At 60.2% G+C, this 20855-nt stretch carries 19 protein-coding genes; 11 read left to right on the top strand and 8 right to left on the bottom strand.

The features are described from left to right. Positions 1–24: 24 nt before the first annotated feature. Both glp and moaB read right to left on the bottom strand, forming a co-directional pair. Positions 25–1251 (bottom strand): gephyrin-like molybdotransferase Glp, encoded by a 1227-nt coding sequence (gene glp, locus OQ248_RS19605; RefSeq protein WP_265813678.1) that lies wholly within the window; start codon positions 1249–1251, stop codon positions 25–27. Then, on the bottom strand, positions 1235–1774 hold the full coding sequence (moaB, locus tag OQ248_RS19600) for a molybdenum cofactor biosynthesis protein B (RefSeq protein WP_119429611.1): 540 nt from the start codon (positions 1772–1774) through the stop codon (positions 1235–1237). Before moaB ends, glp begins: the two co-directional genes overlap by 17 nt. A gap of 81 nt (positions 1775–1855) precedes the next feature. On the opposite strand from moaB, the gene mobA reads away from it, so the two are divergent. Both mobA and OQ248_RS19590 read left to right on the top strand, forming a co-directional pair. Continuing rightward, positions 1856–2458, top strand: a complete 603-nt coding sequence (gene mobA, locus OQ248_RS19595) for a molybdenum cofactor guanylyltransferase MobA (protein WP_265813677.1) — start codon at positions 1856–1858, stop codon at positions 2456–2458. Between the two features lie 77 nt (positions 2459–2535). Continuing rightward, on the top strand, positions 2536–2757 hold the full coding sequence (locus tag OQ248_RS19590) for a YgdI/YgdR family lipoprotein (protein WP_085710733.1): 222 nt from the start codon (positions 2536–2538) through the stop codon (positions 2755–2757). A gap of 75 nt (positions 2758–2832) precedes the next feature. Here OQ248_RS19590 and OQ248_RS19585 read toward each other — a convergent pair whose 3' ends face one another. The 3 genes from OQ248_RS19585 to OQ248_RS19575 all read right to left on the bottom strand — a co-directional run bounded on the left by OQ248_RS19585 (position 2833) and on the right by OQ248_RS19575 (position 4522). Next, entirely contained in the window at positions 2833–3726 is an 894-nt protein-coding gene (locus OQ248_RS19585) for a pseudouridine synthase (protein WP_265813676.1), read from the bottom strand. A 69-nt stretch (positions 3727–3795) separates the two neighbouring features. Continuing rightward, positions 3796–4113 (bottom strand): transcriptional regulator, encoded by a 318-nt coding sequence (locus tag OQ248_RS19580; protein ID WP_085710735.1) that lies wholly within the window; start codon positions 4111–4113, stop codon positions 3796–3798. A 172-nt stretch (positions 4114–4285) separates the two neighbouring features. Beyond that, the gene (locus OQ248_RS19575) at positions 4286–4522 is read right to left on the bottom strand and encodes a glutaredoxin family protein (protein WP_114884529.1); all 237 of its coding nucleotides are present in this window, start codon (positions 4520–4522) and stop codon (positions 4286–4288) included. 202 nt (positions 4523–4724) lie between these two features. On the opposite strand from OQ248_RS19575, the gene OQ248_RS19570 reads away from it, so the two are divergent. Beyond that, entirely contained in the window at positions 4725–6437 is a 1713-nt protein-coding gene (locus OQ248_RS19570; RefSeq protein WP_265813675.1) for a monovalent cation:proton antiporter-2 (CPA2) family protein, read from the top strand. Here OQ248_RS19570 and OQ248_RS19565 read toward each other — a convergent pair. Next, entirely contained in the window at positions 6434–7642 is a 1209-nt protein-coding gene (locus OQ248_RS19565; protein WP_119429615.1) for an ammonium transporter, read from the bottom strand. The genes OQ248_RS19570 and OQ248_RS19565 overlap by 4 nt on opposite strands. A gap of 316 nt (positions 7643–7958) precedes the next feature. Between OQ248_RS19565 and OQ248_RS19560 the strand changes: the two genes are divergently transcribed. The 8 genes from OQ248_RS19560 (at position 7959) to OQ248_RS19525 (ending at position 19329) form a co-directional block, all read left to right on the top strand. Beyond that, positions 7959–8273, top strand: coding sequence for a YqjD family protein (locus OQ248_RS19560; protein WP_085710739.1), 315 nt, complete (start codon positions 7959–7961; stop codon positions 8271–8273). A gap of 2 nt (positions 8274–8275) precedes the next feature. Continuing rightward, positions 8276–8662 carry a phage holin family protein gene (locus OQ248_RS19555; protein WP_065257074.1) on the top strand — a complete coding sequence of 129 codons (387 nt, stop codon included), beginning with the start codon at positions 8276–8278 and terminating at the stop codon, positions 8660–8662. Further along, entirely contained in the window at positions 8659–8997 is a 339-nt protein-coding gene (locus OQ248_RS19550; protein ID WP_119429616.1) for a hypothetical protein, read from the top strand. The genes OQ248_RS19555 and OQ248_RS19550 overlap by 4 nt, the downstream gene beginning before the upstream one ends. A 124-nt stretch (positions 8998–9121) precedes the next feature. Further along, positions 9122–10285, top strand: a complete 1164-nt coding sequence (locus OQ248_RS19545) for an EAL domain-containing protein (RefSeq protein WP_265813674.1) — start codon at positions 9122–9124, stop codon at positions 10283–10285. Between the two features lie 68 nt (positions 10286–10353). After that, positions 10354–11682, top strand: coding sequence for a deoxyguanosinetriphosphate triphosphohydrolase (locus tag OQ248_RS19540; RefSeq protein WP_085710742.1), 1329 nt, complete (start codon positions 10354–10356; stop codon positions 11680–11682). Positions 11683–12040: 358 nt separating this feature from the next. After that, complete coding sequence (locus OQ248_RS19535) at positions 12041–12667, top strand: response regulator transcription factor (RefSeq protein WP_119429618.1); 627 nt, start codon at positions 12041–12043, stop codon at positions 12665–12667. 8 nt (positions 12668–12675) lie between these two features. Further along, positions 12676–16335 (top strand): transporter substrate-binding domain-containing protein, encoded by a 3660-nt coding sequence (locus tag OQ248_RS19530; protein WP_265813673.1) that lies wholly within the window; start codon positions 12676–12678, stop codon positions 16333–16335. Between the two features lie 48 nt (positions 16336–16383). After that, positions 16384–19329 (top strand): HD domain-containing phosphohydrolase, encoded by a 2946-nt coding sequence (locus OQ248_RS19525; protein ID WP_265813672.1) that lies wholly within the window; start codon positions 16384–16386, stop codon positions 19327–19329. Here the strand turns inward: OQ248_RS19525 and OQ248_RS19520 are convergent, their stop codons facing one another. Both OQ248_RS19520 and OQ248_RS19515 read right to left on the bottom strand, forming a co-directional pair. Beyond that, entirely contained in the window at positions 19330–19812 is a 483-nt protein-coding gene (locus tag OQ248_RS19520) for a GAF domain-containing protein (protein WP_260520424.1), read from the bottom strand. After that, a complete protein-coding gene (locus tag OQ248_RS19515; protein ID WP_265813671.1) occupies positions 19809–20699 on the bottom strand; it encodes an ATP-binding protein in 891 nt (296 codons plus the stop codon). Before OQ248_RS19515 ends, OQ248_RS19520 begins: the two co-directional genes overlap by 4 nt. Positions 20700–20855 lie beyond the last annotated feature (156 nt).

Raw genomic sequence — 20855 nt, 5'->3', positions numbered from 1 at the left:
TCAACAAGCCTGCATTTCGACGCATCAGCCGAGAAGGTCACTCAGGGGAATGAAGGGCACCATGTCTCCCGGGGCCAGGGTGCGCCCCTCCTGCACCTCTACCAATCCATCAGCCCAGGCAGCGCTACGCAGAACGCCTGAACTCTGGTTTCGGTAGATAGTTGCCTGCCCCTGCTCCAGACGCCCCCGCAGGAATTCACGTCGATTACCCGCCTGGGGCCAGACGAATCCAGCCGGGACTGGAAACTTGAGAGGCTCTACATCCTGCACACCCTGACGACGCAGCAGATAAGGCTTGGTCAGCAAGGCAAAAGTCACCAGGGTCGACGCGGGGTTGCCAGGCAGACCGATGACCGGAACACCCCGAAAATGGCCGACAGTCAAAGGCTTCCCGGGCTTGATCGCCAGCTTCCACAGCGTCAGCTCACCTTCTTCCCTCAGCGCGACGCCGAGGAAATCCGCTTCCCCAACCGATACGCCTCCGGTCGACAGTATCAAGTCGGCCTCTTCGAGCTCCCCAAGACGCGCTCGGGTGGCGGACAAGTCATCCGGAAGAATCCCGGCATCCAGCACCTCACAGCCCAAACGTTGCAACCAGCTGCACAGCACCACCCGATTACTGTTGTAAATCTGTCCCGGCCCCAGTGCCGTTCCTGGCTCAACCAGCTCATCGCCGGTGGACAGCACTGCCACACGGGGCTTGCGGATCACATCAAGGCCGGCGCAGCCCAATGACGCAGCCAACCCCAGCTCGATCGAACCGAGCCGGGTTCCCGCGGACAGAATCAATTCGCCCACCGTGGTTTCCTGGCCCTGGGGGCGGATGTTCTGCCCAGACACCATGGGCTCAGTGAACCGCACTCGTTCGTCGGCCTCTATCAAGGCGTTTTCCTGCATCTCGACGCAATCGGCGCCCGGCGGAACGGGGGCGCCCGTGAAGATACGCGCGCAGGTTCCCGGTTCCAGAGGTTCCGGCGCCTGGCCGGCAAAAACCTTCTGACTGACCGGCATCGGCTCACCGGTCCAGTCAGCCAGATTCAAGGCATACCCATCCATGGCACTGTTGGGCCATGGAGGCAGGTCCAGTGTTGAAACCAGATCCCGCGCCAAAACCCGCCCCTCAAGCTGTGCCAATGGCAGATACTCGGACTCGACAATGCGCGAGGCGTCAGCCATTTCCAGCAGACGCGCCAAGGCCACCTCGACCGGCATCAGGCTGCCGGTCTTGCCAGGCTTACCCGCGGGATTCACAAGGAGCCGCCTGTTTCAGGTGAGGAACAAAATTGCACGGGCGATGCCGCGAATCCAGCTGCTCGGCCAGGATGCCATCCCAACCGGTGCGCACTGCGTTGGTCGAACCCGGCAGACAGCAAACCAGCGTACCGTTGGCCAGTCCAGCCAGTGCACGGGATTGCACAGTGGAAGTGCCGATATCGGCCACCGAAATCTGACGGAACAGTTCACCAAAACCATCCACCTGCTTGTCGAGCAGGCACGTAACGGCTTCGGGTGTGCTGTCGCGACCGGTAAAGCCTGTGCCCCCGGTGATCAACACCACTTGCACGACATCTTCGGCAATCCAGTGGGCAACTTGCGCGCGGATTTTGTACAGGTCATCTTTGAGCAATACCCGCTCCGCCAGGTTGTGACCGGCTGCGGTCAAACGGTCGACGAAGACCTGGCCGGAGGTATCGGTTTCCAGCGTGCGGGTGTCGCTGACCGTCAATACCGCGATATTGAGCGGTGCAAAAGGTACATCAGCCTTGGCTTTCATAGGCTCATCCAGTTGTAGGAGAAACAGCCCGGTGTTATATCACAGCGCCCCATTTTTTCGCCGAACCTGCGGAGAGCTGCCATGACCTCGAATACGCAACTGTCCCCCTGCTCCGTCCTGCTGCTGGCCGGTGGGCGCGGTCAACGCATGGGTGGCCAGGACAAGGGGCTGATTGAATGGCACGGGGAACCACTGATCGCTCATTTGCAGCGCAAGGTTCGTCCGCTGACCGACGATCTGATCATTTCCTGCAACCGCAATCGCGAACGCTATGCGCCCTTCGCCGATCAATTGGTGACGGACGACGAAGAAGACTTTCCCGGACCATTGGCCGGCATCCGTGCCGGTTTGCGAGCCGCTCGCCATTCCCATCTGCTGGTGTTGCCGTGCGACGTACCGCGAATCGATCTTCCCCTGTTACAGAGCATGCGCGAGACCGCCAGCCTGCACCCTGAAAACCCGTTGATGCTGCGTCACGACGAGCACTGGGAACCGCTGCTTTGCGTGATTCCCGTGGCGCTTCTGCCCGTATTCGAAGAGGCCTGGCACGAAGGAGAACGCAGCCCTGGCCGGCTCATGCGCAGCCTTGGCGCCCAAGCACTGATTTGCCCGGACAACGACCCACGGCTGGCCAATCTCAATACCCCGGAACTGTTAAGCTCTCATAACACTGTGTCAGACTGACCGCATTCAAGGAACTCTCACGCCTTGCATACGTCTACAGCTCAGTAACCAAAAGAATTCCCTTCGGAGACAAACACATGACTCAACGGACTCTCGCCACTTTCATGCTCGCACTGGGCCTGGCCACCCTCGCCGGTTGCGCTTCGCCAACGGTGATCACCTTGAATGACGGTCGCGAAATCCAGGCCGTCGACTCGCCTAAATACGACAAGGATTCGGGCTTCTACGAATTCGAACAACTGGACGGCAAGCAGACTCGCATCAACAAAGATCAGGTTCGCACCGTTAAAGAACTGTAAGCGACGCCAGATACAGAAAAGCCCGCAAGATGCGGGCTTTTTCGTGGGCGTCAGAAAGACGGCTTGCACTATTGCTCACCAGTCCAGCGTTATCCGGCTTTCAAAATCACGCACCTGCCCCGTAACCGGATCGATGAACCGCAACCCCTGCGCCAGCAGCTTGAGCGGTTTGGTGTAATCGTCTTCGACGTCCTTCAACACCTCGGGATAGAACGGATCGTTGCAGATGCTCGCGCCCAATGCCGTCATGTGCACCCGCAACTGGTGTTTCTTGCCGGTCACCGGATACAGGCCGTAACGCCAGAGGTCTCCGTTTCTTTCCCGCACTTCCACTGCCGTTTCGGTGTTGCTGACACCGGGACCTTCCTGCATGCGGAAAAAAGGCTCGCCATCGACCATACGGCTTTTGTGTACCAACGGAAAATCCAGCCCCGGCAATGCTGCGGCGATCGCTTCGTAGCGTTTCTCTATTTGCCGTGTCGGGAACAATGACTGATACGCCGAACGTGTCTGCGGATTGGCCGAAAAAATCACCAACCCGGCGGTGTGCCGGTCAATTCGGTGCAACGGCACCAGATGCGGGTTGTCCAGTCGACGAATCAGCCGGCGCAGCAAAGTTTGTTCCACGTATTCCCCCGCTGGCGTCACCGGCAGGAAATGGGGTTTGTCTGCGACGACCAGATGATCGTCCGCGTAGAGAATCGACTCGACCACCGGAATCGGTTTTTCATCCGGCACTTCGCGAAAGTAATGGATGCGCAGGCCTTCCTTGTACGGCAGGTCCAGCGCAATCGGCTGGCCTTCGCCATCCAGTACCCGGCCTCGGGCAATCCGGTCCAGCCACTGATCGCGTCCGATGGCACTGAAGTGATCACACAGACAATCGAACACCGTCCGCCAGTCGCCCGGGGGCAGGTAAAGCGTGCTGGCCTGATTCTGTGCGGCGGAAAATGTTGGTGTGCTGGACATACGGAGAACTCGAACCCTCAAAGCAGAGCGGCATTATCCAACACCGGACGCAGCAGACCTAGCGCAGAATCAGGCGGGGATCGATTTGAGGGCCGCCGCCTCGGTGAACTCCTTCAGCCAGCGCAGTACATCGACAGCCTCCCAGCGACCCGGGTCGTACAAGGCGTACAACAATCCCTGATAACCCACCACATCCAGTTGCTTGTGATAGCCGGCGCGCTGGAACAACGCCTCAATCTCGGCAAAACAGGTATTGAAATGCAGCTTGTTGAAAGGCGTCTTGCCCTCCGTGACCAGACCGTCCAGACGCAATTCGCGGACGGCGTCGTGCACCACATCAACCGACATCCGGTTCACGCTGCTTTTCAACTGTTCGACATTGACCACGATTCATCCCTCAGACGTCCTGGCTGCCATGCCCGTTGCCCCGGAAGGACACAGCACGGCGAGCCCACTCATTTACTGTATGCACATACAGTAACCGAATAAGCTCAAGAGTGCCAAGGATCGATGACCGTCGCGATGAATGGCCGGGGCGGAACAACGTCGAGGGAAAAAGCTAACGCAGAAATGCCACAACCTGATCGGCACTGAACGGCCACCCCAACTCGGCCCCGGTATCGGTCCGGCGCAGCACAGGAATCCGCAGGCTGTAGGCCTCGAACCAGGACTCGTCGTCGGCAATGTCCACCAGTTCCACCAGCAGGCCATGCTCGACAAACGGCATCAGCTCGGCTTCAGCGACTTCACACAGATGGCACCCCAGGGTGCCGAACAACTGGCATTCAGGAAGCATGCGCGTTCAATCCCAAAATTTGATTGGCCATTTTAGGCCTGACCTGTGAACCCGTCGACCCACCAGAACCCTCAAACCATCGAGCGGATCTGTCCTCGCAAAACCCTGACTCAAATCAGCCCGCACAAATGTGTTTTACAGCATGCTCCGGTGTTTTTTGCCTCTACGCTTGAAGAGCCTGAGCCTGCCGCCGGAGTGTTTTGTGTTTGCCAATCTGTTGATCATTCTTGCCTCGTCCCTGGTGATGATTGCCCTGTTTCGCCGCCTGCGCCTGCCACCGGTGCTGGGCTATCTGTGCGTCGGGCTGATGGTCGGGCCGAAGGCGTTCGACTGGATCAACGAGAGCGAGCACCTGCCGGACCTTGCCGAACTGGGCGTGGTGTTTCTGCTGTTTTCCCTGGGGCTGGAATTCTCCCTGTCGAAAATGATTGCCCTGCGCCAGGTGGTTTTTCGTCTGGGCAGCCAACAGGTGCTCGTCAGCACAGCGCTGCTGGGAAGTGTGCTGATGCTGCTGGGCATGCCCCTTACCCCGGCGCTGCTGCTCGGCGCGGGTCTTTCGCTTTCATCCACGGCGATCGTCACCAAGGAACTGGGCAGCCTCGGCGAAATCTTCAGCAGCCATGGCCAGAACGCGGTCGGGGTTTTGTTGTTTCAGGATGTGGTGGCCGTGTTGTTGCTGACGCTGGTACCCGTCTTCGCCGGCAGCAGCGATCAGGCCTGGTATTGGGCATTGCCACTGACGCTGCTCAAAACGGTCGTGCTGTTCATCGGCTTGCTGCTGGCCAGTCGCTGGCTGTTGCCACGCCTTTTTCAGGAGGTGGCGGCTTCGCGCTCGGCCGAACTGTTCGTACTGTTGGCGCTGGTGATCGTGTTGCTCACGGCATGGCTGACTCACCTACTTGGCCTGTCCCCTGCCCTCGGCGCGTTCCTGGCGGGCATGCTGCTGGGGGAAAGCCATTATCGGCATCAGATCGAGGCCGATATCCGGCCGTTCCGCGACATCCTGCTCGGCCTGTTCTTCGTCAGCATCGGCATGCTGATCGACCTGCAATTGTTCGCCAGCCACAGCGTGCTGATTATTGCGATGACCCTGGGTTTGCTGGTGATCAAGGGGTCAGTGGTGGCGCTGCTGGTGAAATGGCGCGGCAGCGACAATGAAACCGCCTGGCGCAGCGGCCTGGCCCTGGCTCAGGGTGGCGAATTCTGTTTCGCCCTGATGGCGCAGATGCAGCAGAACCGGTTGATGCCCGCCGATCTCGGCGCCCTGCTCCTCGCTGCGACGTTCTGCTCGATGCTTCTGACTCCGCTGATGTTGCGCGCTGCGCCCCGCATCGCCGCCGCCCTGCACCGCAAACCCAATCAGGAAGCGCAGATCGAGGAAATCAGCGCCCTCAACGCCGGCCTGGATCAGCATGTGGTGATCTGCGGCTACGGGCGTGTCGGTCAGTCGATCGGACGTTTCATGCGCAATGCCGGGCAACCTTACATCGCCCTGGACAACGACCCCGTACGCATTCAGGAGGCAGCCACCGTCGAACGCGACGTGCATTACGGCGACTCTGCACGCGCCGACCTCCTGACTGCGGTCGGTTTGCTGCGTGCAAGGCTGCTGGTGATTGCCGTGGATAAAAGCGATGTGGCGCTGCGGGTGCTCAAGGAAGCCCGGCGACTCAATCCGAAAGTGCCGATTCTGGTGCGCACCCGCGACGACAGCCAGTGGGCCGAACTGAAAGCCGCCGGCGCCAGCGAAGTTGTGCCGGAGTTGTTGGAGTCAAGCCTGATGCTCGCGTCCCATGCCTTGATTCTGCTCGGTCTGCCGGCACACCAGGTGCAGGAGAAAGTCGATCGGGTGCGCATCGACCGCTATCGCCTGCTGCATGGTTTCTACCCAGGTGCCGAAGATGAAGAGACTTAGTCCTGGCTCACCGCGCCGATCTTGTGCAGCGACAGGTCCGCGCCGTAATACTCCTGTTCCTGACTCAGGCGCAGGCCATGCAGGGCCTTGATCGAACCGTAGACGGCAAATCCGCCAGCCAGGGCTACCACAACGCCCAACGCCGTACCGATCAACTGGCTGATCAGGCTGACACCACCGAGCCCGCCCAACGCGGTCGAGCCGAAGATCCCGCAGGCGATGCCGCCCCACACGCCACACAAGCCGTGCAGCGGCCAGACTCCCAGCACGTCGTCGATCCGCCATTTGACCTGCGCCGCCGTGAAGCACCAGACAAACAGGGCGCCCGCAATCGCACCGGTCACCAGCGCGCCCACCGGGTGCATCAGGTCGGAGCCGGCACACACCGCCACCAGACCGGCCAACGGACCGTTGTGCAGAAAGCCCGGGTCATTGCGCCCGACGATCAACGCCGCCACGGTACCGCCCACCATCGCCATCAACGAGTTGACCGCCACCAGGCCACTGACGCCCTGCAGGGTTTGCGCGCTCATCACGTTGAAGCCGAACCAGCCAACGATCAGGATCCACGAGCCCAGCGCCAGAAACGGAATGCTCGACGGTGCGAATGCCACCAGCCGGCCATCGCGATAGCGGCCGTTGCGTGGCCCCAGCAACAGCACCGCCGCCAGCGCCAGCCAGCCACCCATGGCGTGAACCACCACGGAGCCGGCGAAATCATGGAAGGAGGCGCCAAATCGCGCGGCCAGCCAGGCTTGCAGACCATAGTTGCCGTTCCAGATCATCCCCTCGAAAAACGGATAGATGAACGCCACGATCAATGCCGTTGCGCACAGCTGCGGAACGAACCGTGCCCGCTCGGCGATGCCGCCGGAAATGATCGCCGGGATCGCCGCCGCGAAGGTCAGCAGGAAGAAAAACTTCACCAGCCCGTAACCATGATCGGCACTGAGCACCGCCGCCGGTTGCAGAAACGTCACCCCGTAGGAAATCCAATAGCCTATAAAGAAATAGGCCAGTGTCGACACCGCAAAGTCGCTGAGAATCTTCGACAGAGCGTTGACTTGATTCTTCTGGCGAACCGTTCCGACCTCCAGAAAGGCGAAACCGGCGTGCATGGCCAGCACCATGACCGCACCGATCAGAATGAACAACGTGTTGGAACTATGAACGAGCGTATCCACAGCGCTTTGCAGATTTTCCATGAAGAGGCAGACCCAAGGCTGAAAAAGGCACCAAAGCGGTTCATGCAGACATTTCATGCACCAAGTTGCGACTGCGCAGTCACTAACCCTAGGGGCCGGCGAACCGCTTTGGCGCACGAGGTCGATGTCCTGAGCTGAACCCGTGTCATCCGGGCTATTATTTCCCGGCTTCGCGCCCGGCAACAGCGCACTGCTGCCGGATGACGCACCACGACACAGCAAAAGACATACCAGTCATTTGTACTGAACCTTCACGCAAGGCTCATACTCGAAAGTTTCAGAAGCCGCTTCAGACAGCCACTTACGGAGATCCCCAATGGCCAGCACCAAGGCAAAGACTGCTCAAGAAATCCTGATGAACGACTTCCAGACCCTGGTCAGCGACACCGAACGGTTGCTGGAACACACCGCCACGCTGGCCGGTGATCAGGCTGACGAGTTGCGCGAACAGATCCACGAAAGTCTGCTGCGCGCGCGGGAAACCCTGAAGCTGACCGAAGACACCCTGCGCGAGCGCGGCCAGGCTGCGGTCACCGCCACCGAAGATTATGTGTCGGCCAACCCGTGGCAATCCGTGGGCATCGCCGCCGGCGTAGGCTTTTTGATCGGCCTGCTGGCCACGCGGCGCTGATCATGTCGATCGGTGAATCCGGCCCGACTGCGGGCACTGCCTCTTCCACACGGCGCCTGGGTGCAGCCGTCCTCGGTCTTTTGCACAGTCACGTCGAGTTGTTCGGCATCGAGCTGCAGGAGCAGAAAGCACGCACCGTCAGCCTGTTGCTGTTCGCAGGCCTGGCGCTGGTGTTTGCACTGCTGTTGCTGGTCGGCCTGTCGACTCTCGTCCTGATCGTGTTCTGGGACACCTATCGACTCGCCGCCATCATCGGCCTGTGTGTGTTCTATACCCTGGCTGCGATCTTCTGCGGGCTGCGCCTGAAGGCTGCGATCTTCGATGAATCCTCGCCCTTCCACGGCACCCTGGAAGAACTGGCCAACGACCGGGAGCGCCTGCTGCCATGAGCCTGCCTGAACTTCCGCACAACAGCTCGCGCCAGGAAATGCGCAAGGCCCTGATCCGACTGCGCATGGAAATGCATCGTCAGGAAATCCGCCACGAAACCGGCCAGGTGCTGCAGCCCTTGCAACGCATGCGCGGCATGACGCAAAACCTGCAGGACGGTTTCGGCATCAAGCACGCGCCGTTGTGGGGCGTGGCCGCCGTGACACTGTTGGGGTTCCTGACCGGCAAAGGCGCGAAAAGCGGTGGCATCGGCGGCCTGAGCCGGTTGATCCGCCTCGGCACCAGCCTCGCGCCACTGATCAAACTGGTCATGCAGAACTCGGGAAAACGCTGAGTTCCACATCTGGCTGCATTCTTGCACTGCTGGCGGGATTGGATCTCTTCACCCGGAGATTCAATCCCGCTCGCCTATCCGGCCGGCAGGATCCGACCAGAACAACAATGACCAAGGAGGCCCCGTGATCGACGGGCAACCGCTCGCCTGCTTTCAGCCTTTCATCGATACAGCCACCGGGCGCATTGCGGGCGTCGAGGCTCTGGGTCGATTGCGCCAGGTGCAAGGGCAACTGACATCGGTCGGACCGTTGTTCGCCGACCCGCGAACGCCCGCAACCGCCTTGCGCCGCCTCGACCGGCAGATTCGTGACAATGCGCTGAGCCGATTTCACGAAGCACCGCCGGACTGGTTTCTCAGCCTGAACATGTCACCGCGCTGGATCAGCCGTCTGCGCACCGACCAGGCGCTACCCAGCCTGAAAAAACTCGCCCGGCATGGCGTCGACCCGCAGCGGATTGTCTTCGAGATCACCGAACTGGGTGGCAACAGTCAGCGTCTGTCTGAAGTCGTCGCGCGCTATCGTGATGCCGGAGCGCGAATCGCCATCGACGATTTCGGCGCCGGCTATTCACAGCTGGATCGCGTGCTGGCCTTGCAGCCGGACATCCTCAAGCTCGACATGCGCCTGTTTCAGGCCGCCGCGCTCGGCGGGCCCAGCAGCGATGTGGTCAAGGCACTGGCGCAGATGGCCGAAAGGACCGGTTGCTGGATTATCGCCGAAGGCGTGGAGACCGAAGCGCAGCTGAATTTCGCACTGGAATGTGGCTCACGCTACGTACAGGGTTTTCTGTTCGCGCGGGCGCAGGAGGCTTTTTTTGCGACGGATGCTTTCGTCCAGCGCTTCGCTGAACTGCGCCAGGCCTATGTGAAGCAGAAACTCGCCGAGCGCGGCAAGTTGATGTCCATGCGCCGACAGCTCGGCGAGTTGATGACGATTCTGCAGAACTGGGCTCAAACCCGTGCGCCGCTCAGTGCCTTGCCGCAACTGGACGCCTTTCCGTGGTTGCTGCGGTTTTATCAGTGCGACCGTCAGGGCACGCAACTGACGCCGAATCTGGAATGGCGGCAAAGCGGCTGGGTCGCCGACAACCGCTACCTGGGCCACAACTGGTCGTGGCGCCCCTACTTCTACCATCTGCTGGCCGAAGGCTGGGAAGAACGCCGGCTGACGCTTTCCAACACCTACCGCGATGCCACCAGCAACCAGTACTGCCTGACCGCGGGACAGTTTTTCGACAATGGTGAACGCCTGCTGTTGATCGACATTGACGCCGCCGGGCTGTAGTTGCGCTTGCAGACACTCGCCCGAACCGGGAAGCTAGGGCACCAGTCACCCGACGGAGAGAATCAGCCTTGGATTGGCAAACCCTGCTCAACCGCGAACGTCTCGGCAAACCGCTGCACAGCCCGCAGGAACTCGGCCGCAGCCCGTTCCACAAAGACCATGACCGCATCATTTTCTCTGGCGCCTTCCGCCGCCTGGGCCGCAAGACCCAGGTGCATCCCGTATCGAGCAATGACCACATCCACACGCGCCTGACCCACTCGCTGGAAGTCAGTTGCGTCGGCCGGTCGCTGGGCATGCGAGTGGGCGAAACCCTGCGTCGCGCCCTGCCCGAATGGTGCGAGCCAAGCGATCTGGGCATGGTCGTACAGTCCGCCTGCCTGGCCCATGACATCGGCAACCCGCCCTTCGGCCATTCCGGCGAAGACGCCATCCGCCATTGGTTCCAGCAGGCCGCCGGGCGCGGCTGGCTGGATGCGATGAGTGACGCCGAACGCGGTGACTTCCTGAACTTCGAGGGCAATGCCCAAGGGTTTCGGGTTCTCACACAGCTGGAATATCACCAGTTCGACGGTGGCACCCGGTTGACCTACGCGACCCTAGGCACGTACCTCAAGTACCCGTGGACCGCGCGCCACGCCGACTCTCTGGGTTACAAGAAACACAAGTTCGGCTGCTATCAGAGCGAGTTGCCTTTGCTGGAGCAGATCGCCCACAAACTGGGCCTGCCACAACTCGAAGAGCAGCGCTGGGCGCGTCATCCGCTGGTTTACCTGATGGAGGCTGCGGATGACATCTGCTACGCGCTGATCGATCTGGAAGATGGTCTGGAGATGGACCTGCTGGACTATGCCGAGGTCGAGTCGCTGCTGCTGGGTCTGGTCGGCGACGATTTGCCGGAAACCTACCGACAGCTCGGCCCTCAGGATTCTCGCCGGCGCAAACTGGCGATCCTGCGGGGCAAGGCCATCGAACACCTGACCAACGCCGCCGCCCGGGCCTTCGTCGAACAACAGGATGCACTCTTGGCGGGAACGCTGCATGGAGACCTTGTGGAGCACATGCACGGCCCGGCCAAACGTTGCGTGCTGAATGCCAAGGACATCGCCCGCAAGAAAATCTTTCAGGACAAGCGCAAGACCCTGCATGAAATCGGCGCCTACACGACACTGGAGATTCTGCTCAACGCGTTCTGCGGTGCGGCCCTCGAACAGCACAACGGGCGTACGCCGTCGTTCAAGAGCCGCAGAATCCTCGACTTGCTCGGCAACAATGCACCAGACCCGCACGGCCCGTTGCACGCATCGTTCCTGCGCATGATCGACTTCATCGCAGGCATGACCGACAGCTATGCCAGCGACATGGCCCTGGAAATGACAGGGCGCTCCAGCCATTGATACCTCGTCGCCCGCCCGGTCAGGCATTGACCGGGCGGGTGACTGATGGATACTCCAATCCTTTCCTTATACCCATGTTCGACTCTTGCGACGTATTGTCAGCAAAAAACTGAAACTCATCGATGACTTACAAACATTAAACAAACAGGCTTTTCAGTCACGCCGGCCCCCTCCATAGAACAAGTTCAATACGCGAAGCCATCCGCTACCTACGTCAAAACTAGTTCACACGTAGTCCCATTCCTCTTTATTTGTAGGACTGATCCTAGATTGCCACCAAGGTCCTGTCGGCTCATGCGACCGCTCTTTCATCTGAGCTAAGGTGCGCCCTTTATTAGTGTTCGCATGGGACTTTGTTATGAACTCCGTTTTTATTGTCGACGATCACCCGGTTATCCGTCTTGCCGTTCGAATGCTATTGGAACATGAAGGTTACAAGGTCGTCGGTGAAACCGATAACGGGGTCGATGCCATGCAAATGGTTCGCGAATGTGCCCCCGACCTGATCATTCTCGACATCAGTATTCCAAAGCTGGACGGCCTGGAAGTCCTTGCCCGTTTCAACGCCATGAGTTCTCCGTTCAAGACGCTGGTCCTGACTGCACAATGCCCGACGCTGTTCGGCATTCGCTGCATGCAGTCCGGCGCATCGGGTTATGTCTGCAAACAGGAAGACCTCAGCGAACTGGTCAGTGCCATCAAGGCGGTTCTTTCCGGATACAACTATTTCCCCAGCCAGGCCCTGAACCCTGTTCGCAATGACGATGTGCGCTACGCAGAACTGGAACTTTTCAAATCGGTCAATGACCGGGAATTGATGGTATTGCAACTTTTCGCCCAAGGCCGAACAAACAAGGAAATTGCCAAAGGCATGTTTCTCAGCAACAAGACCGTCAGTACTTATAAAAAACGTCTGATGCAGAAACTCAAAGCCAGATCCCTTGTAGAACTTATTGAAATGGCCAAACGCAACGCACTCGTGTGAGAGACGACATGCCCAGTCGCTTGAAAAACTGCCTGATTGTATTGAGCGCATGCCTTGGATTAAGTGCTCATGCAGCAGCCGCCCCCGTCATCTCGCAAGACCTGGCCCTGCTCAGTCGCTCGACCGACAAGTCGCTTCCAGTCCTGCTCGATCATGCGCAAGGGGACTGGTTGCACAATCGCAATGAGTTGGTTCTGGGCACATCGGCTCCCGACTATCCGCCCTTTGACATGACGGCCAGCGGCCGCGATTACGAAGGGTTCACGGCCGATTACGCCGGACTGATCGGTCAGGCAACCCGCCTGCCGGTCAGGGTCAAGCGCTTTGCCACACGGGACGCGGCGATCCGGGCATTGCTCGAGGGCAGCATCGACATGCTTGGCACGTCCAACGGGCTGGAGGCGGAAAACGCCAACATCGTACTGTCCAGCCCATACGCCATCGATCAACCGGTACTGGTCACCCGCACGGGTGAAACCCGGTCTCTGAGCGAAGGTCTGGCCGGATTGCGGCTGAGCATGCTGTATCACTATCTGCCGCTGGACGAAGTCAAGGCGCTGTATCCCAAAGCCCTCATCACCTCCTATCCGTCCTACCAGAATGCAATCAACGCCGTCGCCTTCGATCAGGCAGATGTGTTTCTCGGCGACACCATTTCCACCCACTACATGATCAGCAAGGGGTATCTGAACAACATCCGCATGGCCAATTTCGGCAAGCACGAAGCCCACGGTTTCAGCTTTGCCGTGCGTCGCGACAATCCTCAACTGCTGGGTATCATCGATAACGTGCTCAAGGCTGTCCCCGGCAGCGAGCGGGAAACCATCGCCAAACGCTGGAGTGCCGGCAGCGATACCTTGCTGACCGACCAGAAACTGCAACTGACCCACCGCGAAGAACAATGGCTGAAAAAACACCCGGTGGTGAGCGTGGTCGTCAATGAGGCCTTTGCCCCCCTGAGCTTCTTTGACACCGATGGCAACTTTCGCGGCATCAGCGCCGACCTGCTGGAACTCATTCGGTTGCGAACCGGCCTGCGCTTCGAAATCCGCCGCAGCCGCAGCGACGCCGAGATGATCAAACAGATCGAAAACCATCAGGCCGACCTTATCGCCGCCCTGCTGCCGACCGCCCAACGCGAGGAAACCCTGAAGTTCAGCCGCCCCTACCTTGAAAACTCCTATGTCCTGCTGACCCGCAAGGCTGCCGACAGTCCGACCCACCTGGGTCAGCTCAAGCGCAAGCGCCTGGCCATCGCCCAGGGTAACCCGATGATCGAGTACCTGCGCAACGAGTTTCCACACATCCAGTTGATCGAGACCCCGGACACTTTCGGTGCCGTGGCATTGCTCGACGAGGGTCAGGTCGAAGGCGCCGTGAACTCGCTGGTGATCGCCAATTACTTCATCGCTTCGCACATCTTCGAACACCCCTTGCAGATCACTACCACTATCGGCACCCGGCAGGCAGCCTTTTCCCTGGCAACCGCCAGAGACAACACCGAACTGGGCTCGATCATCGACAAGACCCTGATGAGCATATCGCCCGAAGAACTGGGCATCATCAATGGTCGATGGAGGGGATATTCAAGCCTTTCACAGGGCACCTGGTACCAATATCGACGCCTGTTCTATCAGGTGATCGGGGCGGCCGGCCTGCTGTTGCTGCTGTCGATGCTCTGGAATGCCTACATGCGTCGCCAGATCAAACAGCGCCAGGCCGCCGAACGCGCCTTGAACGATCAGCTGGAGTTCATGCGCTCGCTGGTCAACGGCACGCCTCATCCGATCTATGTGCGTGACCGGCAGGGATTGCTGCAAAGCTGCAACGACAGTTATCTCGAAGCCTTCAAGGCCAGACGCGAAGACGTCATCGGCAAGAATGTGATGGAAGGTGCTCTGAGCAACGCCTTCGAAGCCAGGGCCTTTCAGGCCGACTACCAGCGGGTCGTGAACGAGGGCAGGCCGCTGGTGCTCGACCGGCCGTTGCAAATCGGCAACCGGCGCCTGACGATCTATCACTGGATCCTGCCGTACCGCGACTCCAGCGGCGATGTTCAGGGGATCATCGGCGGCTGGATCGACATCAGTGAACGTCATGAGCTGCTTGACGAGCTTCGTGCCGCCAAGGAACAGGCCGATGATGCCAACCGTGCCAAGAGTACTTTCTTGGCGACCATGAGCCATGAAATCCGTACGCCGATGAACGCGGTCATCGGCATGCTCGAACTGACCCTCAAACGCATGGACAAAGTGCATCCGGACCGCTCCAGCATCGAAACCGCCTACAGTTCGGCCAAGGATCTGCTGGGTCTGATCGGTGACATTCTGGATATTGCCCGGATCGAATCCGGGCGCCTGAGCCTGAGCCCCGAACGGGTCAATCTCATCGATACCATTGCGTCGGTGGTCAGGATTTTCGAAGGCCTGGCCCGACAGAAACGACTGGCACTGGTGGTGAACGTCTCCCCGCCCGAACTGAACATCGACGTACATCTGGATCCCTTGCGTTTCAAACAGGTGCTGTCGAACCTGATCAGCAATGCCATCAAATTCACCGAAAAAGGCCAGATCAGGATCTCGCTGGAACTGCTGGACAGCGATGTTCCCGCTTGCTCGCAGGTGCAACTGACGGTTCAGGACAGCGGCATCGGTATTACTGCCGAAGATCAGCAGCGGCTGTTCGAACCTTTCACCCAGGCCAGCCATGGCAGGAACCGGGCAATCGGCGGCACAGGATTGGGGCTGGTCATCAGCCGCAGTCTGTGCGAAATGATGGGAGGGCAACTGCAATTGAGCAGCCAGCCCGGGATCGGCACACAAGTGAGTGTGTCGCTGCCGCTGGCAATCATGCCCGCTGAGGTGAAAAGCCGGAAACACGAACCACAGATCCAGACCACCCTCACCCCCCTCAACATTCTGGTGGTCGACGATCACCCGGCCAATCGCCTGCTGATGTGCCAGCAACTCGAATTCCTGGGACACCGCTTCAGCATTGCCGAAGAAGGCCAGAGCGCACTGGAACAATGGAAAAACGGCGCATTCGATCTGGTCATCGCCGATTGCAACATGCCCGTCATGAACGGCTATGAGCTGACCCGCGCGATCCGGCGCCACGAAGAACTCACGCAACGCCCGACCTGCACCGTGCTGGGGTTTACCGCCAATGCCCAACCAGAAGAGGTGCATCGCTGCAAGCAGGCCGGCATGAACGAGTGCCTGTTCAAACCACTGAGCCTGAGTGCCTTGAGCCAATGGGTCGACAGTGTCCGGCCAATCCTCGATGCACCTGTGCCCCATACACCTGCGTTCAACCTGCAGGGACTTTATGCGCTGACCGGAGGGAACCCCGCTCAGGCCAGGCGACTGTTGACCGAACTTCTGAAAAGCAGCCGGAATGACCGCCAGGATCTACAGGCCTTGTCCACCGGCCGGGATCACCTGGCGCTGGCCGAGATGGCGCACAGGATCAAAGGCGCTGCACGCATTGCCCAGGCATCGCGCCTGATCAACAGTTGCGACGCACTCGAACAGGCTTGCCTGCAAGCTTTGCCGGTGGAGGAGATCGAACGCCGGTGCAAGGCGAGCAACTTCGCCATTCTGGAACTGGAGAAGGCATTGGAGCAGCAACTGACGTTGACCGACCACAGCAGAATGACCGGGCCTTAACTATGCTTGGGCGCTGAGCAGTGTGTTTATCAACTCGGAGAGTCCGTAATGCCCAGCCCACTGCGCCCGGATCAACGCCGGTTCCCCCTGCACGTGCATATCAGCGTCATGTTCACCTTTCTGCTGTTGCTCACCGGGGTCGTGCTGGGGCTGTTCAACTACCGGCAGACCACGCAGATCATTCTGTCGAGCAGCGAAAAGCTGTTCGAGCGCATCGAGCAGGATGTGCGCGTCGATCTGCAATCGACCTATGCGCCGATCCGGCACTTGCTGAGCCTGCTCGCGGACAACCCCGGGACTCAGGCCTCCGCCCTTGAACAACGCCTGACACTGCTCAAACCGTTCAGCCAGTCACTGGCGGACAACCCGGACCTGGCCTCGTTGTATCTGGGTTACGACAACGGTGATTTCTTCATGGTGCGGCCGTTGCGCACCGCCTCACTGAAAAACTTGCTCAAGGCGCCGGATGCAGCGGCCTATCAGGTCTGGAGCATCGAGCATGACGCCAATGGCGGCGTCAGATCACAGTCGCTGTTCTTCGATCAGGCGTTGTCGGCGGTCGGTCGTCACGACAATCCGGACGATGCCTACGACCCGCGCAGTCGGGGCTGGTACATTGGCGCACAAAAACAGAACGAGCAGATCACCACCGAACCCTACGTGTTCTTTTCCACCCACAATGTCGGCACCACGCTCGCCCGGCGCAGCGGTGAGCACGCAGTGATCGCTGCCGACCTGACCCTCGACGCGCTGTCGGCGACCCTGACCAAACACGTGGTGACGCCAGCGACAGAAATCGTCCTCTTCGACGCCGAAGGCAACGCCGTAGCGTACCCCGACAGCAGCCGGCTGATCGTCGATGACCGCACCGCGCGCCTGGCCAAGGCGGCCGACTTGAGCCCGAGCCTGCATGCCCTGCTGTCTGCCGATCATCAGGGCAAACGCCTGAATGCTGACGGGCGACGCTGGATCGTCGCCCGCAGCAGCCTGCAGGAAGGTGGTCCGAAAGGTTTGCAGATGGCCTTGCTGGTGCCGGAGGACGAGTTGCTGGTCGATGCCTATCGCATGCGTTGGCAGGGTGCGCTGATCACCCTCGCCACCCTGCTGTTGTGCCTGCCGCTGGGCTGGCTGATCTCGCGGATTCTGGTCAAGCCGCTGCATGCACTGGTCAAGGAAGCCGACGCCATCCGCAGTTTCGATTTCAACTTTCCCGTGACCCGTCGCTCACCGGTGCTGGAAGTCGACCAGTTGAGCCTGTCGATGGCGCGGATGAAGGACACTCTGGCCAGCTTCTTTCGCATCACCGACAGCCTGACCGCCGAAACCCGCTTCGCCCCGCTGCTGCAACGGGTATTGTTCGAAACGGTGCAGATCGCCCAAGCCCAGGCAGGGCTGATCTACCTGCGGGAAAGTGATGGCAACCGCATGGAACCTTACGGGCTGGTGGTCGACGGCACCTCACAGACGCTGGCTGCCTTCGATATCCAGGGACACAACCTCGACGCCACCCAGGGCCCCAGCTGGTTTGAGCAACTGGCGAAGGCCGACAACGTAGTGAGCAGCCTCGGCTTCGAACAGGCTGCCGACTTGCAAAAAGTACTGCTGGCCATGGAAACACCGCGCGTACACCTGATCGGGATCCGTCTGCACAACCGGCACAACGAGACAATCGGTCTGCTGGTATTGCTGATCAGCGACAGCGGCACCCCGGCCGACCTTGAAAAACTGCGCCCCGACCGTATCGCATTCCTGCAAGCGGTGTCCGGCGCGGCGGCGGTGAGCATCGAGAGCCAGCGCCTGCAAGCACGGCAGAAACAGCTGCTCGATGCGTTCATTCAACTGCTGGCCGGCGCCATCGATGCCAAGAGCCCTTACACCGGCGGCCATTGCCAGCGCGTGCCGGAACTGACCCTGATGCTCGCCCATGCGGCGGCGGCGAGCGAAGCCCCGGCCTTCAGCGACTACCAGCCCAGTGAGGATGAATGGGAAGCCTTGCACATCGCCGCGTGGCTGCACGACTGCGGCAAGGTCACGACGCCGGAATATGTCGTCGACAAAGCCACCAAACTGGAAACCCTGAACGATCGCATCCATGAAATCCGCACCCGCTTCGAGGTGCTCAAGCGCGATGCCTGGATCAGCTACTGGCAAGCTCTGGCATCGGGCGGGGACGAACGACAACTGGCCAGCCTGCGCGACACGACGTTGACGGCTCTGGATGACGATTTCAGTTTCGTCGCCCGCTGCAACCTGGGCAGTGAGGCCATGGCCGACACCGACCTTCAGCGTCTTGAGGGCATTGCGCAGCGCACCTGGACCCGCACGCTGGATGATCGACTGGGCGTGTCCTGGGAAGAAAACCGTCGCCAGGCACGAACGCCCGCACCAACCCTGCCCGTCAGCGAAAAATTACTGTCCGACAAGCCCGAACACCTGCTCGAACGCGCCGACAGCGAGCTGATTCCGGAGGACAACCCATGGGGGTTCAAACTCGACGTCCCGCGCTACAAATACAACCGCGGCGAGCTGTACAACCTGAGCATTCCTCGCGGCACGCTGACCCGAGAAGAGCGATACATCATCAACCACCACATGGTGCAGACGATCCTGATGCTCAGCCATTTGCCCTTCCCCGGGCATCTAAACAACGTGGCGGAAATTGCTGGTGGCCATCACGAAAAAATGGACGGCACCGGTTACCCGAAACGCTTGAAACGCGAGGAAATGAGCCTGCCGGCGCGGATGATGGCGATTGCCGACATCTTCGAGGCATTGACCGCCGCCGACCGCCCGTACAAAAAGGCCAAGACCCTCAGCGAGGCGCTGGGGATCATGGCCACCATGTGCCGCGAGGCACATATCGATGCCGAGCTGTTCGGCCTGTTCATCCGCGAAGGCCTGTACCTGCAATACGCCAGTCGGTTCCTCGACCCGCACCAGATCGATGCGGTCGATTCCGCCGGCGTGCTGCGCAAGGCGGGCCTTGCAGCGTGATCAGCAGTCGGTCAGGCGCAGGAAGATCGCCGCCAGTCGTTCGATACCGGCCTGATCTTCTGCTCCGAAGCGCGCAAGCTTCGGACTGTCGAGGTCGAGCACACCGATCAGGCGACCGTCCTTGACCAACGGCACCACCAGTTCGCTGTTCGACGCGCTGTCACAGGCGATGTGGCCGGGGAACGCGTGAACGTCTTCGACCCGTTGTGTCTGCAGGCTGGCCGCCGCCGCGCCACACACACCGCGACCGAACGGAATGCGCACGCAGGCGATCTGGCCCTGGAACGGGCCGAGCACCAGCTCTTCATTGCGATTGAGGTAGAAGCCGGCCCAGTTCAGATCATCGAGCTGGTTGAACAGAAACGCCGAAAACTGCGCGGCATTGGCGATGAAATCGCGCTCGTCCGCCAGCAGCGACTCCAGTTGCGCGGCCAACATGCCATAGCCTTCGAGGCCCTGGCCGCTCTGTTGCAAATCAATCATGCCTTGTGCTCCAGCAATTTCAGTCCCACCCAATAACGGGCGAATTGGTACGCGCAACGTCCGTTGCGGTTGCCACGGCCGGTCGCCCAGCGCACGGCGAGAATGTCCAGTTGTTCGTCGCGCTGCCAGGTCAGGCCGGCCTTGGCGGCCAACTGGCCGATCCAGTGTTCGACGACGTCGAGGAAATGTTCCTGGGTGAACGGATAGAACGACAGCCACAGGCCAAAGCGATCCGACAGGGCGATCTTGTCTTCCACCGCTTCGCTTGGATGCAGCTCGCCGTCGACGCGCTTCCAGTTTTCGTTGTCGCTTTCCTTTTCCGGCACCAGATGGCGACGGTTGGAGGTGGCGTACAGCAACACGTTGTCCGGCGCCTGCTCCAGCGAGCCATCCAGCACGCTCTTCAGCACGCGGTAATCGCCTTCGCCGGATTCGAACGACAGGTCATCGCAGAACAGCACGAAACGCTGCGGCAACTTGGCGATCTGCTCCACCACACGTGGCAGGTCGGCCAGGTGATCGCGCTCGATCTCGATCAGGCGCAGGCCGGCCTTGGCGTGTTCGGCCAGCAACGCCCGCACCAGTGAGGATTTACCGGTCCCGCGTGAACCCCAGAGCAGCGCATGGTTGGCCGGCATGCCGTCGAGGAACTGTTGGGTATTTCGGCCCAGTTGCTCCAGTTGCCGATCGACACCGATCAGATCCGACAGGCGCATGTCGAGGCTGACTTCCAGCGGCAGCAGATAGCCGCTGCGACCGTCACGCTGCCAGCGCGCAGCCAGGCAAGTGCCCCAGTCGATGACCGGGCGTGGCGCCGGCAGCAGCGGTTCGATCCGCGCCAGAACCGACTCGGCGCGCTCAAGAAAAGCATTCAATCGGGAATCCACGTCTTCTCCTCGGGCTGGTTCACAGTGATGATGGCGATACAGCGACGACCGATAGCGTTCGACACCCGGCCCGGCCCTTGTTACAAGGCGATGCGGGAACTCCGGTATCCATGCATGATCGACTATGCTTGAGCAGCGAAGGGAAACGTAAGTGGT

This window comes from Pseudomonas sp. COW5 (assembly GCF_026240005.1).
In the GTDB taxonomy this organism is placed as follows: domain Bacteria; phylum Pseudomonadota; class Gammaproteobacteria; order Pseudomonadales; family Pseudomonadaceae; genus Aquipseudomonas; species Aquipseudomonas kribbensis.
This window is presented reverse-complemented; position numbering and strand designations above follow the sequence as displayed.